We start from the raw sequence: 19,044 nt of genomic DNA on the forward strand, positions 1-19,044 counted from the left end.
GTGAAAGTACCTTATAGACTAGAATGTTACTAAAACTGTTCTTTTTGAAGCACAAAGTTTTATGATATACCGAGTATAAGTTGCACCATCTGCTCAATCTCATATAACTCATTTTTATTTACTACAGCAAGTTTATCTTGTATAACTCTTTTTGTGTCAATAGCTCTAACCTGGTCACATAACACATCAGAATCCTGTTTCAGCAAGTCACGTTTTAAAATTCTCATACGTAATGGGAAAGCATCATCAATGAGATTTGTAGTCAATGGTAAAATTATAACTGTTTCATGACCCACTTCATTTAATGCATCATCTTGCAGAACTAAAACCGGTCTGGTTTTACCTGGTTCTGCTCCTTTTGAGTGGTATAATTTTGCTAAATATATGCCTCCTCTTTCAAGCATTATTTAGCCCATCTTCAACAGTCTCGTCAAAATCTTTAGTAATCTCTCTATTAGCTTCTCTCACTTTTAAAGATGCACTCATCATTTTTTCTTTAAGTTTATTTTTTCTTATGTTAGCTTCAAATTCGGCAATAGATTGTCTGATAAGCTCACTCTTAGTTAAATGTAACTCTTTAGCTAAAGAAGTTACTTTTTCAAAAAAAGAATCTTCCGTTTTTAGTGTTATTGTTTTCATAGACACAACCTTACTTATTTTGGTAATACCATTTTAAGTAATTAATTGTTAAATGTCAATAATTAGAGCTAGTTATTAGCGAAATATCTCTCTATTCCGTCGGCTAAACCCTCTGCCATCTTTTTTCTATAGTTATCATCTACTAAACGTCTTGCTTCTGTCGGATGGCTAATAAAGCCTACTTCTACAAGTACTGCAGGCATCTGAGCACCTACTAAAACCCAAAAAGGTCCTTCACGTACTCCGCCGTCTTTAACACCTTTATAATGTTTGTTTAGTGAGCCTAGCATCCCACGTTGTAAATCTATAGCCAACTTATGACTGGCAATTGTTTTAGCATGGTTTAAAAATTTTAGAAAACTTTGTTTTGCATACTTATTCATATCCGACATATCTGCACTGTTTTCTTTTGCTGCAACACTTTCAGCTCTTTTTGAACGCGAAGGTGAGAGAAAATAACACTCTACGCCTTTTGCGTATCTAGCACTTTTTTTATCTACCGCATTTGCATGGATACTTATGAATATGTCGGCTTTCTTCTTATTTGCATATTCTGTACGTTTACTTAGCTTTATAAAAGTGTCTTTGTTTCTGGTCATATACACTTTATAACCTCGTTTTTTCAAAATATTTTTAAGATGTCTCGATATTTTATACACTACAATTTTTTCTCTATATCTTCTGTATCCTACGGCTCCGGGGTCTTTTCCACCGTGACCCGGGTCTATCACTATAACTTTTTCCCTGTCTGTTCTTTTTGGAGTGTATGGTTTGCTTGAGATGCTTGGAATATATTTTTTTGCATTTTTTGATGTAGATGATAGTCTTATAATTAACTGTTTTGCTTTTCTTAAAAAATTTACTTTGACTTTTTCATCATTTTCAATAACCAAACGCAAAGTGCTAGGATTGTATTGTGCTATTTTTATTCTGTTTATACCGTCTTTTCTAAGTGTCTGACTTTTTGTAAGCATAGATGCATGAACATCAAATACATAACGATATCTACGTTGTTTTGAATCATATAGAGTAAAATAATTAACTTGATTACTACGTAGTCTTTTATCAAAACTAAGTACAAGCTGATCTGCACTTTTCCATGATATGTTTTTAAGTTTATGGGATGATTTTATTTTTATTTCTTTATTTGTTTTATGTGAAGTTGTCGTTTTTTTCGCCTCAACTCTTTGAGAGTTCATAGAATCAAGTTCATCTTCATAGTTTTGTATATCTATATGAAGCTTAGTACCGCTATTTACTATACCTTCTAGTGCACTTTTTCTCAACTTATCGTTAGAGTTCATTAAAGAACGAAGGTAAAGATTTTTATAATCGTTATATGCACGGAACTGATCACTCTTAGAACCGGTTTTCATAAAAGCATCAGCTCTTTTTAAAACTTCATAATCACTTTTGGCATATAATGAGAGTGTAAAAAAAACTATAAGTACTAAATAGCGAAACATTTTTTATTTATTCGCCTTTAGTCAACTTATCCATCAACTCTTTTACAGAAATAATCTCGTTTAGTTTATATCCGTTTGCACCCGAGAAAAACAATCCTGTCTCGGTATTACCCAAAAATGCATCACTAAGTCTGTCTGCTATACAAAAACCGACTTCTTTTGCTTCTTCACCGCGGTTACAAGGAGCTACACAGTTAGATATACATTTAATAGCAGGACCTTCCCTTTTCTCAATCAACTCCGTTAAGTTCGTTCTAATACCCTGAGCAGGATAACCTACGGGTGATTTCATAAGTTCTATATCACTCTCTTTGGCATTTAAAAGTACTTGTTTTAAATTATCGTGTGCATCACACTCATGTGTACCTATAAAACGCGTACCCATTTGTACAGCCTTTGCACCGAGTGATAGCATCAAGTCGATATCGTTTTTATCCCAAACACCACCTGCTGCAATTACAGGAATATCTCCCCACGTTGCCGCTTCTTCAACAACCGGTCCAACTATGTTTTCTAGCTGGTTTTCAGGCAGTTTACACTGCTCATACGTAAAACCTTGATGGCCACCGCTTTTTGGTCCTTCTACTATCACGGCATCAGGAAGACGGTTATATCTTTTTTCCCATCTTCTGCATATGATTTTTAAAGCTTTTGGAGATGACACGATAGGTACTAATGCCACATCTGGAAAACCTTCCGTGAATTCGGGCATATTTGTAGGAAGGCCTGCACCTGTAATTATAATATCTGCACCTGCTTCACAAGCATCTTTTACAACACGCCCGTAATCATTCATTGCATATAATATATTACAAGCAAGCGGTTTATCCCCGCAAATTTTTCTTGCATTTTTAAATATCTTGTGTAAAGCTTCAGGTGAATAAAAATTCGCTTCGCTTAAAGGTCTGTCCGAGACCAATTTTTTTGAAAACTCTTTATTTTGATAATACCCTGTACCTACGGCAGATATTACACCAAGTCCTCCCTCTTTTGATACGTTTCCTGCTAACTGATCCCAGCTTATACCTACACCCATTCCACCTTGAACTATAGGCTTTTGTATCTCATATTTTCCAATTTTCAGTGATTTAAAACTCATTAATTTACCCTTAGTTTAGCGAATTTTCTTTTTCCGACTTGGAGGATATATTCCCCTGCATCTAATTGTAGCTGCATATCTTGAACTTTTTCTTGATTTATTTTAACAGCACCTTGCTTAATATCTCTTCTAGCTTGAGAAGTTGATGGTTCAATGTTACAATCTACCAATGCTTTTGCGACCCAAACCTCGCCTTCACACGAGAATTCGGGAATATCTGTTGGAATTTGACTCTGTGCGTGAACTTTTTCAAACTCCGCTTTTGCATTTTGTGCATCTTGTTCTGAATGGTATCTGGCAGTTATCTCTAACGCTAAATCCTCTTTAACTTTTTTTGGATGCAGTGAACCGTCTTCTACACCTTTTTTAAGTGCCTCTATCTCATCTATAGTTTTTGTACTTAAAAGTTCAAAATATCTCCACATCAACTCATCGGATATACTTAAAACTTTACCGAACATATCGTTAGCTTCGTCCGTAACACCGATATAGTTGTTTAGAGATTTACTCATTTTTTGAACACCGTCTAAACCTTCAAGGATTGGCATCATAAGTACGGCTTGTTGTTTTTTCACATCATAAACTTTTTGTAACTGACGTCCCATTAAAAGGTTGAACTTCTGATCAGTCCCGCCAATCTCTACGTCACTCTTTAGATGAACTGAATCATAACCTTGAAGAAGCGGATATAAAAATTCACTAACGGCAATAGGAGTATTTGCAGAATATCTTTTTGAGAAATCATCACGCTCCAACATTCTAGCTACCGTTAAAGTTGAAGAAAGTTCTATTAAGCCAACCGTTCCCAGTGAATCAAGCCAATCTTTGTTATATACTATATCGGTTTTTTCTTCATCCAAGATTTTAAATGCCTGTGTAGTATAACTTTTAATATTAGATTTAATTTCATCTTTGCTTAAAATTTTTCTTGTAACACTTTTTCCTGTCGGATCACCGATTGCTGCAGTAAAATTACCTATTAAAAACTGTACCCTAGCACCGTATTTTTGAAAAGTCGCAAGTTTTTGAAGTAAAACCGTATGACCTAGATGCAAATCCGGTGCAGTCGGGTCAAAACCGGCTTTTACGGTATAAGTCTTCCCTTCTTCAAAATATGCTTTTAATAGTTTTTCAATTCTTTCATTATCTATTATCTCGGCAGAGCCTCTGTTTATCTCTTTTAACGCTTCTTCTAACATTTTTATCCTATATTAAATTTATTTCTAATTTTTATCTGTATGCATCATCGGTTCTTACTAAATGTACAACTTTAACTTTTTGCTCAATTTTAGCACGAAGTTTGTTAATATCGCCCTCTTTTGATTCAAAACCGATCTCACAATAACGGGTCGATTCGCTATTATTTTTACCTAACTCGATTGAGTTTATATCTATACTAAGTTTTGCAAGATAATTTAAAAATTCGGCTAATGTACCTTTACCGCTGTGAAGAGATATAATCATATTATAATTAAATACATTCTCTTTTTCCCACTTAACAAAAAGCATCTTCTCACCGTTTAGCAACCTTGCATTTGCACTCTCACACATTTTATGATGCACGTGAGCCTTACCTTTTTCCAAGAAACCCATAATCTCATCACCCGTTTTTGGATGACAACAATAATCAAATACGACATCGCTAATACTGTAGTTTGAATATACACTTACTCCACGGTATGAGTAATTTTTTAGCTTAAATCTATGTCTTGATAAAAATCTTTTAAAACGGTTATTTGAACTTATATGGACTATATATTTTTGGATAACCTCTTTTAAACTGTCTAAATCGAGTGCAATTGAGTGTTTTTTCTCACACTTCATAGTATCAAACCACTCCTCTACACGCGAGTGGTTTAAGTTCATAATAGTAGTTATTATATTTACCGAAGATTTTGCATCTATATCTTTAAGCCTTGCATTACAGTTATGCTTTATGTTTGTTCTTGCTTTAGATGTTTTTACCGCATCATGCCAAGAACATCTGGTAATAAGTTCATCCGCTACTTCAATTTTTACTATATCACCGTTTTTCAGTTCGGTTAAAAGTGAAGTTTTTTCTTTATTTACGAGTGCACTATCGGCTTTATTTCCGACTTCTGAGTGCACGGCATATGCATAGTCAAGCACTACCGCACCGCGAGGAAGCGTAAAAGCCTGACCCGTAGGCGAAAAAACGGATATATCCTCTGAATAGAGGTCATTTTTTATAAGTTCGTAAAAATCTTCTACAGATTCGTTTTGATAACCCAAGTTGTTTAGCCAATCAAGTTTTATACTATCGGCTCCGCTTTTATATTTCCAGTGCGCTGCAACTCCAAGTTCTGCAGTTTGATGCATCTCGTATGTACGAATCTGAATTTCAAAAATTGCTGTTTTATAAAAAACAGAAGTATGAATAGTCTGATATCCATTGTCTTTTGGAACTGCTATATAATCTTTAAACCTTGAAGACAAGGGCTGAAAATGCAAATGGATAAGACCTAAGATAGTGTAACACTTTACCTTATCTTTTGTAAGGATTCTAAGTGCTAACAAATCTAGCACCTCATCAATACCTATACCTTTTCTTTGCATCTTCAGATAGATAGAATAACGGTGTTTTACACGTGATAAAATTTCAAAATCTTCTTCACAAAAGCCGTTTTTTATTAAAAGTTTCGATACGCTTTTTTTAAACTCGTCAAGCTTCATCTCTATCTCGTGATAGTTTGTATCAAGATAGTTGTCTATATGATGTTTTGCATCTTTAAAAATGTAAGAAAAACTTGTATCTTCAAGTATGTTCTTTAAAAAACTGATTCCCAAACGATGTGCTATCGGTGAGTACACGACAAGCGTCTCTTCAGCAATACGATGCTGTTTATGCGGTGGCAATGCATCAAGTGTCAGTATATTATGTAATCTGTCGCAAAGTTTAACGACCAATACCCTTACATCCGTAATAGATGCAAGCAACATTTTTCTAAAAGACAAAGCAGATACTATAAGTTTTTCATCCGAATAAGAAGGGATAAGTTCATCATCGCGAATAGCATCTATTTTTGTCAGACCACCCACAAGATGAGCCACATCATCACCAAAGTTTTCAGCTATATCTTCTACATTTATATCGGTATCTTCTACAACATCGTGTAAAAGCCCTGCAATTGCCATGGAGACATCATTTGTTATAGATGCGACAATTGCAGCTACTAAAATGGGATGTATGATATATGGCTCGCCACTTTTTCTAAACTGACCCTCGTGCGCCCTGATTGCAAAACGGAGTGCAACTTCTAGTTTAGATGTTTCGTCAAAATGGGAGTATAAGTATTGTGCTGCTGAATCAATAGTATGAAGATGCTTAACCTTCTCTATATCTACTTGATTCAATGCCAAGTTTTATGCCTCTTTGTTAGTAAAGCCTTTTACACTTACAAGGCCTTCGGCAATTTCCATAAGTGCCAAGTCTGCAGCTTTTACACTTTTTGGATTAATATTTAGTTTACTTGTAGCTCCGTTTAAAAGCTCATCACTTCTTTTTGAAACAGCTAAAGCTAGCTGGTAACGATCCATACTTGGGTTGTTTTCTAACACTTTTGCAGTTAATTCTTCTATTTTCATCTATTTAATCCTTCTTAGTTTATTTCACTACTGAGCAGTTTTTACCGCCGTTACTTAAAATCTCTAAAAGATTTCCTTTTTTAAACATATCGCACACAATAATAGGAAGTTTATTGTCTTTTGCAAGTGCGATAGACGTGTCATCCATAACTTTTATATGATCACTCAAAGCTTGATCGTAAGTAAGCTCCTCTAGTTTTTGAGCATCGCTAAATTTTTCAGGGTCTTTATCATATACACCGTCAACTTTTGTAGCTTTTACTATAACTTCCGCACCAATCTCAACAGCACGAAGAGTTGCCGCAGTATCTGTCGTAAAGAAAGGATTACCCGTACCGGCTGCAAAAATAACAACACGGCCTTTTTCTAAATGACGCGTAGCTTTACGGTTAATATACGGTTCAGCAATCTGCTCCATTTTTATAGCTGTTTGCATCCTAACTTCTAAACCTGCATGCTCACAAGCTTCCTGCATAGCTACACCGTTGATAACCGTAGCAAGCATACCCATGTAATCACCGCTTGTCCTTTTGATGATTCCGTCTTGTGCAGCGGTAACACCACGAATAATGTTTCCACCGCCAATTACGATACCGACTTCTATACCTGCATCTACAAGAGATTTGATCTCACCCGATATATAGTTTAATATCTGTGTATCTATACCATGACCTGCCTCACCGGCAAGAGCTTCACCCGAAAACTTAACTAAAACACGTTTATGAGCCATGAAAAACCTTTATTAATTTCGCGAATTATATATAAAAATGACTTTAATATTGCTTTGGCTGTTTTTAAGTTCAAAAAATATAGAATATATAACGGCTTATATAAATACCATTGTGGGATTAGTGTTTTGAAACAAAAAGTTATTAGACAATCAAATATTAACCATATTATCGATGAAACTCAAAAAAAAGAAGAAGAAAAACAACAAGCATATATATTGGTAGATAAAGATATGCTAAATCTCATTCCCGTTGATAAGAGGATTCTAAACCTCGCTACAAAGGTTGACTTTAAAGTTTTTGCAGAAGATGAAAAAACACATATGTCACTCTTTTTACAAGCTGATTCGGTAATAGATAAAGAAAAAAAATCAAAATTGAAATATGCCGAAAAAATATATGCATTAGAATCTGAAAAAGATAAATATGATAACTTTTTGGAAAATCATCTACAAAGTATCTTAAGGGATAATTCTTTATCTTTAGATGAAAAAACAGATATTATATATGCAGCGAGTTCCGATTTGACACACAAGTTATATGCAAATCCCGATGCATTGGAAAATGCCACACTATCTGAAAACATTGTAAAACCAATGCTCGATACGATTATACACAACGAGAATACTATCTCATCATACTTAAAAATTATTGAGTATGATTACTATACGCATACCCATTCGCTAAATGTAAGTGTATATGCTCTGTGTTTGGGAAATGAACTTAACTTGGATGAAGAAAAATTAACCTCTTTAGGGCGCGCTGCTCTTTTACACGACATAGGTAAAAGTAAAATTGACCCAAAAATCGTAAACAAACAAGGAAAGTTAACCCAAGAAGAGTTTGAAATGATGAAAAATCATCCTACTTACGGCTATGAAATAGCTAATAGCTACAAAATAGAAGATAAAAATATTTTAGAAGGAATATATCAACACCATGAAAAATTAGACGGAAACGGGTATCCAAATAAACTCTCGGACAAAGAGATAGGACTTTTTCCAAAAATCATATCTGTTTGTGATATATTTGATGCCCTTACGACAAGACGTTCGTACAAATCTGCAATGAAATCTTTTGAAGCACTGACACTTATGAAAACAACGATGAACTCTCACTTAGATGCCTCGATTTTAAATACGTTTATAAAGATGCTACACAAATAGCACCTTATATTTACAGCTCTATAAAACTGCTTAGTTCAGAAAAAACAACAGCTCTTTTTTTCTCATTTTCATCTAAAATAGCCTCTAATAATAAAGCTATATTCTCATCTATCTTTGGTACGAGTTTTCTAATATCTTGAAGTTTTTCACTTTTTAGTGTGTTTGTAAACTTATCGTATGCCGTATAAGGTTCGACTTTAGATAAGGCATAATAAAGTCTGCGACCAAGTTCAAACACTTCAAACTCTTCGTTTTTACCAGTTTTTGCACTATGGATAAACTCAAAATCAGTATCAATTTTTTTCTCTCTTAAATAAGCGTTCAGTTTCATAGCAAAACCTATATTTGATAAAGTAAATTTTGACAGTAGTCTATCGTTGAACTGCTCAAAGTTTTCATTTTCAAGTCTGTGCTTTTTATACTCTAGCATCAATGATTCTACATAGTATTTTGCATACATCAAAGGAGCTGATTTTATAACGGTTCTTCCCTCAACTCCTTCGCTTACAAGTTTTCCGCCTAGATATATATGTACACCGTCCACTGCTTCACCCTCAACTTTTGCTTTACAACCTTCAAACCCTATATCAGCCAAGGCATGATTGCCACAACCCTTTACACAAGCAGACCAGTACATTCTAACTCTTCCACTATCAATATGTACTTTTTCATCCAAGTATTTTGCCATCTCAATAGCATCGTTTTTATTCTCAATTACCCCAAAAGGACAATGTGCCGTTCCCGCACAAGCGATTAAATGATTCATGTACGGTGAATCTACACTTTTATACTTTTTAAACAACTCTTCTTTTAGAAGTGCTTCTACATCTCTTACACCTAATATATAAAGCGATTGTTCCATATCAAGACGAATCTGTTCATTTCCGTATTTAGTTGCAAGCTCTGCTACCTCCATCATTGCTGAACCGCTAAATACTCCAGAAGGTACGACCATATGCACGCCGAAACTTCCATCACGAAGCTGAACGCGCCCTTGGTCTGGGTCGTTAAAATCAATCTGTGTCATCGTAGTACCCGCACTTAGAAAATCAACTCCCGCATTCTCTCTGATAGCACTTGCTATCTCTTCGATGCCTACCGCTTCTATGAGGTGGTGAAGTCTGTTTTTATTGCGGTTATCACGAAAACCGAAACGTTTAAATATATCTATAATAGAGCCAAAAGCAAGGATTACGTCAGATTCGTTGCGTAAAAATATATTTGCATTTTTGCCTACTACGCCTACTTTTCCACCAAGGTACATATTGTATCCGTACATTCCGTCTTTTTGAGCTAACACAAAAGAAGCATCGTGACAAAATATATTACATCTGTTTGAGAGTGAACCCGTAATTGCAGTGTTAAACTTTCTAGGAAGTGCAGATATCCAATCACTTGAATACAAAAACATCTCTTGAAGTTTTAGAAGAGTCTTGTGAGATGGAAGCACATTGTCAAAACCCATATCGTCCAAAGGATCACACATAATACTTCTGATGTTATCAACTCCCGTTTGGTATGCATCTATACCCACAAGTTCTAGTTTTTTTAAAATAGTAGGCAGGTCTTCTATACGAAGGTATCTAAGCTCACACTGCTGTCTTGTAGTTAAATCAATATAGTCTTGACCGTATTCTTTTGCACACTCCCCTATTACCTTAGCCTGAGTAGCATTCATAAATCCACCGGGAATACGAAGCTTTAGCATAAATCTCTCTGGAGTTGCAGGTCTGTCATAGATGCCAAAACATTTTAAAAAGTATTTTTTATCTTCATCTGGAATAGATGCATAACCGTCCCTTGCATAATCTTGAAGTTTATTATATGCTTCTTTTGGGTCTTTGAGGTTTTTCATCACCTCAACTTTATTTAACTTTTTACTTCTTGCTTCATATGCTTCTTGTAACTTTTTCATTTTAGCTCTCCTGCTTTTTCTTTAAGTGCTATACCCTCATAGCTGGTTTTTATATGCTCTATGTTTCCGCTTATCTGTGTCTCTTGAAACTCTAATCCTTCAGGCACTTCATCGGAGTGAAGCTGGATTGCGGTTTGTTTAAAATTCGGCTCACCCGACTTTGGACAAAAGCTCTCGTTTGTAAGTGTGTTTACGAGCTGAGTATTAAAATGAAACGGGACAAATATAGACCCGCTTGCTACACTTTGCGTAACTCTGACTATCACATCTTCTACTTTACCTCTGGCACTTGAAATAGTTATACGCTCACCGCTTTTAACTTTTAACACCTTGGCATCGGATGGATTTATATCTACCCATCCCTCAGGTGCAAGATTATTTAAAATATCGATTGAGCGGGTTTTTGTACGTGTGTGCCACTGCTCGACCGTACGTCCCGTATTTAAAATTGCAGGGAACTCGGAACTCACCGGTTCAGCCATAGGGAACCAATCTACACATAAAAGATTTGCTTTTTTATCTTTTGTTCTAAATGCTATATCAGATGAGTAAAGTCTTTTAGTTCCAAGCGGACGCTCTTTGTTACATGGCCACTGGATTCCACCGTGTTCTTCTAAAAGCTCATATGTAATACCTGAGTAGTCACAAAGCTGACCTTCACTCAGCTTTTTAAACTCATTGAATGCGTCTATAGGTTTTTCCCATTTTGGAAATAAAAGTTCATTAACGCCTTCAAAATATTTTGAAAATTCGACAATGATGTCAAAATCGCTTTTTGTCTCCCCTATCGGCTCAACCGCTTTATTTGCACGGTTGCATCTACGCTCTGAGTTCGTATAAGTTCCTTCTTTTTCACCCCAAGTCGCGGCTGAGAAGACAACATCCGCTATCTCTGCCGTGTCCGACATAAATGCATCTTGAACGACAAGCAAGTCCAGCTTTTCCAAAGTCTTACGAAGTTTGTTTTGATTTACGAAACTTACAAGAGGATTCGTAGCTACTATCCAAAGAGCTTTAATCTCGCCTCTATCTATTGCATCTATTATCTCTGCATATTTGTATCCTCGCTCACGAGGTACTATCTCATCAGGTACATTAACAATTTTTGCATACTCTTTTATCGCCTCTTCATCTCCAAAGTTGCGATATGCAGGAAGAGAAGATGTAAATCCGCTCTCACGAGTACCCATAGCATTACATTGACCGGTAATTGAAAAAGGTCCTGCACCCTCACGACCTATTTGACCAGTTAGTAGATGCAGATTTATAATCGCACTTACAGTATCAGTCCCCATAAATGATTGGTTTACACCCATAGTCCAAGCAGTTAAAACAGAGTCTTGTGCCCCAAACTGACGTGCCAACTCATAAAGAGTTTTAACATCAATCCCAGTAATGTTTGAAACCTCTTGAGGCGGATAATTCTGAAGATGTTTTTTCAGCTCTTTATAGCCGTTTGTATTTGCTTTTACATAGCCTTCATCTTCCCAGCCCTGCTCCATAATGATGTAAGACAGACCGTTATAAAGTGCCAAATCGGTTCTTGGCTTTATAGGTACGTATGTCGTAGCCATCTGTGAAGTTTTAGATGCTCTTGGGTCTATTACTATTATATTTGGCTTCTTTTTATTTTTTGCGATATGCAGTTTTAAGATAGGATGGTTATCCGCTATATTTGCACCGACTAAAAATATAGTGTCTGCTAGTTCAAAGTCCTCATATGAGCCGACAGGACCGTCACTCCCTAAAGACTGTTTATATCCCGTTACCGCAGATGCCATACATAAAGTTGTATTTCCGTCATAGTTGTTAGTCCCAAGTCCAAGCTGAACAAACTTTCCAAGTGTATAGAACTCCTCTGTTAAAAGCTGTCCCGTAGATATAACACCTACGGCTTTTTCTCCACTCTCTTTGGCGATGCGTTTAAACTCATTTGATACTTTTTTAAAAACCTCATCCCAGCTTGCATCTACTAAGTTGCCGTCTTTTTTAATAAGCGGAGTCGTAACTCTCTCTTTAGAGTTTATTAACTGATGTTCACTAAGACCTTTTGGACAAAGCGTACCTTTGTTTACGAAGTGTTTTGGATTTCCTTTTGTATATACGGCTCTGCCGTCTTTTACACCGATGTAAAGTCCGCATCCTACTCCACAATATCCGCAAGTAGAGAACACCCATTTATCAGGCTTTTTCTCATCACTTATTTTTCCAAATACCGGATCGTCTGAGAGTTTATACTTTTGCTCTTTTATGTCTAAACCTAAAAAATCTTTTATTTTATTTATCATCTTATTAACCTCTTTGTTTTGCCGTGAAAAAATTGCCTGCCATACCTAGCGGCACTACAGTTGAATAAAATAAAAATCTGTCGCTTAACTCACTTGCTATTATCAATAAAAGTGAAAGTATCATTGCAATAGATGCAATACCAAAAGAAGACGAGCTTAAAAATACTATTGCGAGTAGTGGAAGCAATACTCCCCCTAAAACTATAGATACAAAACGAAACACTTTTATGTTATTAAAGTTCTCATCATAAAGCCTTGCACTTCTTGATAACTGATAAGTGTTTTCAGTGCTGCTTTTTAGAGTACGCATATCTTCATATGTAAAAAACACCTGAGCCAGTGCACCTAGCATTGCCAGTGAAATTAAAGGGAGTGTAATCTCTAGTATTCCAAAAACCAAGGCTATAAAACCAAGCAAACTTACACCGATATACGCAACTCCGAAAAACTTCATATTTGTAGTTATTCTATCCCATGAAGGACGAGCTTTGATGCGATAAATCATACTTTGAGCGTAGATTCCGTACACTCCAACTACAAAAGTCAGTAACTCTATAATAAGCCTTGTACCTTGCGATACCTCTAAAAAATATAAGGCCGTAACTACACTCATCAATGCCGTAAAAATACCTAGAGCCAAAGCCTCACGTGATAACCATGAGGTTTTTATGTTTTTCATTGCAGTCAGTGCCAAAATAGGACGTCCAAGGTGTAAAGCTGAGAGTGGAAGCCCTACTGCAGCAGGTAACAATACTAATAAAGCCATAATCCAATTTGGCGATTCAAAACCGAATATACTCATAACATCACCCAAAAACAGTGCTAAAAAACCACCTAGTGATATTTGCGTTAAAACCGTCATAAATACAAGAGGCAGTTCCGAATGAGCAGGTTTTAGTATATGCTCATCCATCTCTTTTATATCTTGTGGTAGCTTATCAGGCAGTGTATATCTTGTAGTAGAGTTTGTTATAGATGCATCTGGTAAAAACGGCATATCTGCTTGTTTTTTCATATCTTCATCTAACCACTTCTTTACATTTACTACTTCTATCTCTATTGCACCCGATGGACAAGCCTGCACACAAGCAGGAGTCTGACCAACATCTAACCTTTCATGGCACATGTGACACTTGGTTACTATATTTCTCTCTTCATGAAAAGTAGGAACACCGTATGGACAGTTCCAAGTACAATACTGACACCCTATACAAGTCTCATCTTCATGAACTACTATTCCCGTTTTGTCTATCTTTATATATGAGTTTGTAGGACAGCCTTTTAAACACTCGGGATCGATGCAGTGGTTACAACTCATAGAGTTAAATATTTGGGTAAATACAGGGAATTCTCCGCCTTCCATCTCACCTACTCTTCTCCATTTTATATCTGAGGGATTATTGTTTTGTTCATTACAAGCCACCTCACAACAACGACAACCGACACATGCAGTTGCATCAAAGTGAAAACGGTATTGCTCACCATCTTGAAGTTTTGGAATATCAATAGAGTAGTTACCGCACTGCATGCCAGTACCTGCCTTGTACTCTATAAAACTCTCTAATGGTGTTTGATTATTCTCTTTCATAAATATTCCGTTTTATTAATGTATGGAAAAATCTTAGCACTAAATTAATGTAGAATTAATATTTTATTGTATAAATTTTATACAATATTATGTTTAATTAGTACTTATATGGTTGTATAATTTTCCAATCTAAACATACTTAATGTAAAGTTAAGTTAAAAGGAAAATTATGGCAGGATTAAAAGACTTAAAAGGACAAGGACATGCACCGACACTGTTCATGGCCTTTTTATATTTTGATATGAGTTTTATGGTTTGGACGATGCTTGGTCCATTAAGTACGGAGATAGCTGAAGCCCTTGCACTTAGCGGACATATAATGAGTGCAGGTGAAAAAGCGACACTTCTTTCGCTTCCTATTCTTTCAGGTGCACTCTTACGTATATTATTGGGATTTGGTGTAGATAAGCTTGGAGCAAAACTTACGGCTATGATGGCTCAATCTGTTGTAATCGCAGCACTGCTTACTGCATATTTACAAGGTAACACTATTACATATAATACGCTTTTACTTGTAGCGCTCGGTTTAGGTTTTGCGGGAGCTTCATTCGCGGTAGCACTTCCACAAGCAGGTCAATGGTATCCGCCTAAACTTCAAGGCGTTGTTTTAGGAATTGCAGGTGCGGGAAATATAGGTGTTGTAATTGACTTTTTATTTGCGCCAAAAATTGCTGAGCTTTGGGGATGGGAATCTGTATTTGGCGTAGGTGCCGCTATGTCAATCGCTGTATTTATAGCTTATGGATTTTTAGCTAAAAACGCTCCTGAATCAGTGTATAAAGCTAATCCTAAAAAAGTCAAAGACTATATAAAACTTTTAAAAGATAAAGACACATGGTGGTTTAATCTTTTTTATGCAGTTAGTTTTGGTGGATTTGTAGGTTTTGCAGGATATATGAAAGTGTATCTTATGAATACATATCAAGCAGATATGAGTGCATTTGGTTTAGATGTTTTAAATGAAAGCAATGTAAAAGTAATAGCTGGTTATTTTGGAGCACTGTGTATATTTGCAGGTGCGGTTCTTCGTCCGGTTGGTGGAGCTGTTGCAGATAAACTAGGCGGAGTAAAATCTTTATATATGTTCTTTGGAACGGTAACACTTTTAGCTATCTTAAATGCTACTATGACTCTTCCTTTTGGTGTTGCTATATTTGTACTGTTTTTAATTATGGCAAATTTAGGTATGGCAAACGGTGCAGTTTTTCAACTTGTACCTCAAAGATTCGGTAAAGACATAGGGATAATGACAGGTATTATTGGTGCAGCAGGCGGTCTTGGCGGTACAGCCCTTATTAAAACTTTAGGCTGGAGTAAGGGTGCGTTTGACGGTTACTCTGCAGGATTTATGATATTTGCTACGGTTGTTTTAATCGCACTTATGGGAATCTCATTAGTTAAAACTAGATGGCGTACTACTTGGGGTGTAGCAGCAGGAGGTAGAATATAACTAAACAAATTCCTTTGTATTTAAGATTAGTAATATATAATTCAAACATTTAAAAATACGGAGTGTTAATGAATCCAAAAATTATTTTATATTTACTAATTTTATTTATAACATCATCAATATATGCACAAAGTGCAGTTGTATTGATGTATCATCGTTTTGGGGAAGATAGATACCCCTCTACAAATATAGGTATGGAACAATTTAAGTTTCAACTAGACTATCTTGAAAAAAACTCTTACAATGTTTGGCATCTCTCAAAAATAGTAAGATATATACAAGACAAAAAGACACTTCCCCCAAAGACTGTGGCTCTTACTATAGATGATGCCTATCTTAGTGTTTTTACAAAAGCATATCCACTTTTAAAATCAAAGAACTTTCCATTTACGGTTATGGTAAACACGGACCAAGTAGATAAAAATTTCAGTAGCTATATGTCATGGAATCAACTACGTAAACTTAAGCAAAACGGTGTAGAATTTGCAAACCATTCGTGTAGTCATGATTCTTTTATACCTATAAAAAATGAAACAAAAAAAGATTGGAAAAAAAGAATAACAAACGAGATACAAAAAGCTCAGAGAAGAATAAATAAAGAATTAGGATATGATGTAAATACAAACCCAAAACTACTATCCTATCCGTATGGTGAGTATAATTTAGAAACTGCAAAGCTCGCCAAAAAACTCGGTTACGTTAGTATCACACAAACATCAGGTCCAATAAGTATAGATTCTGATTTAAATCTTATAAACAGATTTCCAATGTCGGAACAACTTCCAAATAACGACAGCTTTATCGTAAAACTAAACTCTCTAGCATTACCTATTGAATCTGCTACTCCGCAGGAGCCCATTTTACAAGAAAAAAATCCACCTATACTTCGTATAAAACTAAAACAGCCACTAAAAAATATAGCTTGTTATCTATCTAACGGAGATAAAATAGACTTTAAATATATATCTGAAACAGAACTTGAAGTACAATCAAACAATCCTATAAAATCACCTAGGGGAAAATACACTTGTACTGCACCTGCAAAAGACGGCAGATGGTATTGGTATAGTCATTTATGGATTGTAAATGACTAAACTATTTTAGAGATTTTTACAGCTGAATGATTATAATCCGGCTGTAAAGATTCTCTATCTAATATATCGTTAGTAAGATAGTTTATTTCACGATTACTTATCGGTATAAAGATAGTTTTTTCTCTTATAGCGTCTGTTACGTAAGCTTTTGTTAAAATCTCACCTCTGCTGGATGCAACTTTTATTTTCTCACCATGTTTGATTTGTAATTCATCGGCATCTTTTGTGTTTATTTCACAAAAGTTCAACTCTTTATATTGAAGCAGTGTCCTTGGCAAGTTTGTTTTTGTTCCACTGTGCCACTGATCTCTCGTGCGTCCTGTTATTAGGGTAAACGGATATTTTATAGAAGTTTTTTCACTTAAAAGTTTATTCTCTACAAAAAACAGATTACCTTTTTTATCTTCAGTTAGAAACTCTTTTATATTTTCACCCCAAATAAAAGGCTTGTGTGAGAGTTCATCATATGAAGCTTCACTTATATCCATATAATCATTTAATTTCGTCATCTCTTGATACTCTTCAAATATCTCTTTAGTATTTTTAAAATTAAACTCTTCCTTATATCCAAGCTTTTGTGCAAGCAGTTGAAATATCTCCCAATCCGGCTTACACTCGATTGACGTACGTGTAAGCTTTTCCTGCTTTGTAATTGTTCTGTCAAGATTCGTCTGAGTACCCTCTTTTTCTCCCCAAGGAGCAGCAGGAAGCCTAATGTGTGCGAACTTAGCCGTTTCAGAGTTATCATACGCATTTATCTCAACTACCATTGGTATTTTTTTTATAAGCTCTTCAACCCTGTTTCTGTTTGGAAGATGATATACGGGATCCGTATGGCAAATTATTAAAACATCCAGTTTTGCATCTAGCATCTGAGTAGCTGTAAGCCCCGGTTTATTATCTATATTATCCGTATTCCAAAACTTCGATACTTTTTCTATGCTCTCTTTATCAAAGCCAAGATGCACGGCAAGAGAAGTTGAGAGACCTCCTACTTCCCTGCCACCCATGGCATTTGGCTGACCAGTTAAACTCAAAGGACCGTTACCGGCTTTAAATATCTTTCCTGTTAACAGATGCGTATTTATAAGTGCCGTGTTCTTATCCACACCCTGAGAAGACTGGTTTAAACCCATTGTCCATGCGGAGATTATATTTTCACTATTTATATAAAGTTCAAAAAACTCGTCAAACTCCTCTTTTGTAAGACCTGTTCTTTTTAGCATCTTTGTAACAGGGGCTCTTTTAAACTTATTTTTAAGAAGTTCAAAATTATTTACATGTTTATCTACAAACTCTTTATTATATAGATCTTCATCGATTAATCTTTTAGATATCAAGTTAAAGAAATCAATATCACTTCCAACTTTAATAGAGAGATGTATATCTGCTATTTTTGCAGTATCCGTCTCTCTAGGATCAATTACAACTACTTTAAGTCCGTATTTTTTGGCTTTTTTTATTTGGTTGTGAAATACTACATGTGCCTCAGCGGTATTTGCGCCTGCTAAGATTAAAAGATTTGATTTAAATATATCATCCATTCTTAGAGGAACGAAATCGGCACCCAAGGATTTTTTATACCCGACAATTGCACTCGACATACATGTACGTGAATTTGTATCTACGTTGTTTGTACCTATGAAACCTTTTCCAAGTTTATTTGCTACGTAATAATCTTCTGTTAAAAGCTGTCCTGAGAGATAAAAACCTATTTTATCTTTTTTAGTATTTTTTATCTTGTTAGCTATTAATGATATAGATTCTTCCCAAGTGGAAACTTTATACTCTTCATCTATACTATCTCTAATGTGCGGTCTTAATAATCTTGTCGAGGTATCTATACTTATAAGTTCAGATATACCTTTTGAACAAAGCCTTCCTTCGTTAATAGGATAAGCAACATCGCCGATAAGATTATCTTTATCAAATTCTAAACCGCATCCAACACCGCAGTATCCGCAAACTGATCTAATCATTAATTTAACTCCTAACTAATATAAGC

15 protein-coding genes are annotated in these 19,044 nt (G+C 35.5%); 3 read left to right on the forward strand and 12 right to left on the reverse strand.

Annotated elements, in window-relative coordinates:
• Window positions 1-59 precede the first annotated feature (59 nt).
• The 8 genes from FJR48_RS08125 to pyrH all read right to left on the reverse strand — a co-directional run bounded on the left by FJR48_RS08125 (window position 60) and on the right by pyrH (window position 7,540).
• Complete coding sequence (locus FJR48_RS08125; RefSeq protein ID WP_152307648.1) at window positions 60-404, reverse strand: type II toxin-antitoxin system PemK/MazF family toxin; 345 nt, start codon at window positions 402-404, stop codon at window positions 60-62.
• The gene (locus FJR48_RS08130; protein ID WP_152307649.1) at window positions 397-639 is read right to left on the reverse strand and encodes a DNA-binding protein; all 243 of its coding nucleotides are present in this window, start codon (window positions 637-639) and stop codon (window positions 397-399) included. The genes FJR48_RS08125 and FJR48_RS08130 overlap by 8 nt, the downstream gene beginning before the upstream one ends.
• 68 nt (window positions 640-707) lie before the next feature.
• The gene (locus FJR48_RS08135) at window positions 708-2,105 is read right to left on the reverse strand and encodes an N-acetylmuramoyl-L-alanine amidase (RefSeq protein WP_152307650.1); all 1,398 of its coding nucleotides are present in this window, start codon (window positions 2,103-2,105) and stop codon (window positions 708-710) included.
• 7 nt (window positions 2,106-2,112) lie between these two features.
• On the reverse strand, window positions 2,113-3,204 hold the full coding sequence (locus FJR48_RS08140; RefSeq protein WP_152307651.1) for a nitronate monooxygenase: 1,092 nt from the start codon (window positions 3,202-3,204) through the stop codon (window positions 2,113-2,115).
• Window positions 3,204-4,403, reverse strand: a complete 1,200-nt coding sequence (tyrS, locus tag FJR48_RS08145; RefSeq protein ID WP_152307652.1) for a tyrosine--tRNA ligase — start codon at window positions 4,401-4,403, stop codon at window positions 3,204-3,206. Before tyrS ends, FJR48_RS08140 begins: the two co-directional genes overlap by 1 nt.
• 31 nt (window positions 4,404-4,434) lie before the next feature.
• Window positions 4,435-6,585 (reverse strand): RelA/SpoT family protein, encoded by a 2,151-nt coding sequence (locus tag FJR48_RS08150; protein ID WP_152307653.1) that lies wholly within the window; start codon window positions 6,583-6,585, stop codon window positions 4,435-4,437.
• A gap of 3 nt (window positions 6,586-6,588) precedes the next feature.
• Window positions 6,589-6,810: a DNA-directed RNA polymerase subunit omega gene (locus FJR48_RS08155; protein ID WP_152307654.1), complete on the reverse strand. Its 222-nt coding sequence runs from the start codon at window positions 6,808-6,810 to the stop codon at window positions 6,589-6,591.
• 19 nt (window positions 6,811-6,829) lie between these two features.
• On the reverse strand, window positions 6,830-7,540 hold the full coding sequence (gene pyrH / locus FJR48_RS08160) for a UMP kinase (RefSeq protein WP_152307655.1): 711 nt from the start codon (window positions 7,538-7,540) through the stop codon (window positions 6,830-6,832).
• 126 nt (window positions 7,541-7,666) lie between these two features.
• Between pyrH and FJR48_RS08165 the strand changes: the two genes are divergently transcribed.
• Window positions 7,667-8,704 (forward strand): HD-GYP domain-containing protein, encoded by a 1,038-nt coding sequence (locus FJR48_RS08165; protein ID WP_188108563.1) that lies wholly within the window; start codon window positions 7,667-7,669, stop codon window positions 8,702-8,704.
• A gap of 10 nt (window positions 8,705-8,714) precedes the next feature.
• On the opposite strand, the gene FJR48_RS08170 is transcribed toward FJR48_RS08165, so the two are convergent.
• From FJR48_RS08170 to FJR48_RS08180, 3 genes are read right to left on the reverse strand one after another with little or no spacing between them, the layout of a single operon-like run.
• A complete protein-coding gene (locus FJR48_RS08170) occupies window positions 8,715-10,619 on the reverse strand; it encodes a ferredoxin--nitrite reductase (RefSeq protein ID WP_152307657.1) in 1,905 nt (634 codons plus the stop codon).
• Entirely contained in the window at window positions 10,616-12,907 is a 2,292-nt protein-coding gene (locus FJR48_RS08175; RefSeq protein ID WP_152307658.1) for a molybdopterin oxidoreductase family protein, read from the reverse strand. The genes FJR48_RS08170 and FJR48_RS08175 overlap by 4 nt, the downstream gene beginning before the upstream one ends.
• Before the next feature lie 4 nt (window positions 12,908-12,911).
• Window positions 12,912-14,495, reverse strand: a complete 1,584-nt coding sequence (locus tag FJR48_RS08180) for a DmsC/YnfH family molybdoenzyme membrane anchor subunit (protein WP_152307659.1) — start codon at window positions 14,493-14,495, stop codon at window positions 12,912-12,914.
• A 169-nt stretch (window positions 14,496-14,664) separates the two neighbouring features.
• On the opposite strand from FJR48_RS08180, the gene FJR48_RS08185 reads away from it, so the two are divergent.
• Window positions 14,665-15,945, forward strand: coding sequence for an MFS transporter (locus FJR48_RS08185; protein ID WP_152307660.1), 1,281 nt, complete (start codon window positions 14,665-14,667; stop codon window positions 15,943-15,945).
• Window positions 15,946-16,013: 68 nt separating this feature from the next.
• Window positions 16,014-17,039 carry a polysaccharide deacetylase family protein gene (locus FJR48_RS08190; RefSeq protein WP_152307661.1) on the forward strand — a complete coding sequence of 342 codons (1,026 nt, stop codon included), beginning with the start codon at window positions 16,014-16,016 and terminating at the stop codon, window positions 17,037-17,039.
• Here the strand turns inward: FJR48_RS08190 and FJR48_RS08195 are convergent.
• A complete protein-coding gene (locus FJR48_RS08195) occupies window positions 17,036-19,018 on the reverse strand; it encodes a molybdopterin oxidoreductase family protein (RefSeq protein WP_152307662.1) in 1,983 nt (660 codons plus the stop codon). The genes FJR48_RS08190 and FJR48_RS08195 overlap by 4 nt on opposite strands.
• Between the last annotated feature and the right edge of the window lie 26 nt (window positions 19,019-19,044).

Source organism: Sulfurimonas lithotrophica (genome assembly GCF_009258225.1).
Taxonomy (GTDB): domain Bacteria; phylum Campylobacterota; class Campylobacteria; order Campylobacterales; family Sulfurimonadaceae; genus Sulfurimonas; species Sulfurimonas lithotrophica.

Bases quoted from the DNA above. Each gene is read 5' to 3' on its own strand.
- FJR48_RS08130 (WP_152307649.1), bottom strand. From the start codon at position 639: ATGAAAACAATAACACTAAAAACGGAAGATTCTTTTTTTGAAAAAGTA.
- FJR48_RS08175 (WP_152307658.1), bottom strand. From the start codon at position 12,907: ATGATAAATAAAATAAAAGATTTTTTAGGTTTAGACATAAAAGAGCAA.
- FJR48_RS08135 (WP_152307650.1), bottom strand. From the start codon at position 2,105: ATGTTTCGCTATTTAGTACTTATAGTTTTTTTTACACTCTCATTATAT.
- FJR48_RS08195 (WP_152307662.1), bottom strand. From the start codon at position 19,018: ATGATTAGATCAGTTTGCGGATACTGCGGTGTTGGATGCGGTTTAGAA.
- tyrS (WP_152307652.1), bottom strand. From the start codon at position 4,403: ATGTTAGAAGAAGCGTTAAAAGAGATAAACAGAGGCTCTGCCGAGATA.
- FJR48_RS08170 (WP_152307657.1), bottom strand. From the start codon at position 10,619: ATGAAAAAGTTACAAGAAGCATATGAAGCAAGAAGTAAAAAGTTAAAT.
- FJR48_RS08190 (WP_152307661.1), top strand. From the start codon at position 16,014: ATGAATCCAAAAATTATTTTATATTTACTAATTTTATTTATAACATCA.
- FJR48_RS08140 (WP_152307651.1), bottom strand. From the start codon at position 3,204: ATGAGTTTTAAATCACTGAAAATTGGAAAATATGAGATACAAAAGCCT.
- FJR48_RS08155 (WP_152307654.1), bottom strand. From the start codon at position 6,810: ATGAAAATAGAAGAATTAACTGCAAAAGTGTTAGAAAACAACCCAAGT.
- FJR48_RS08185 (WP_152307660.1), top strand. From the start codon at position 14,665: ATGGCAGGATTAAAAGACTTAAAAGGACAAGGACATGCACCGACACTG.
- FJR48_RS08125 (WP_152307648.1), bottom strand. From the start codon at position 404: ATGCTTGAAAGAGGAGGCATATATTTAGCAAAATTATACCACTCAAAA.
- pyrH (WP_152307655.1), bottom strand. From the start codon at position 7,540: ATGGCTCATAAACGTGTTTTAGTTAAGTTTTCGGGTGAAGCTCTTGCC.
- FJR48_RS08180 (WP_152307659.1), bottom strand. From the start codon at position 14,495: ATGAAAGAGAATAATCAAACACCATTAGAGAGTTTTATAGAGTACAAG.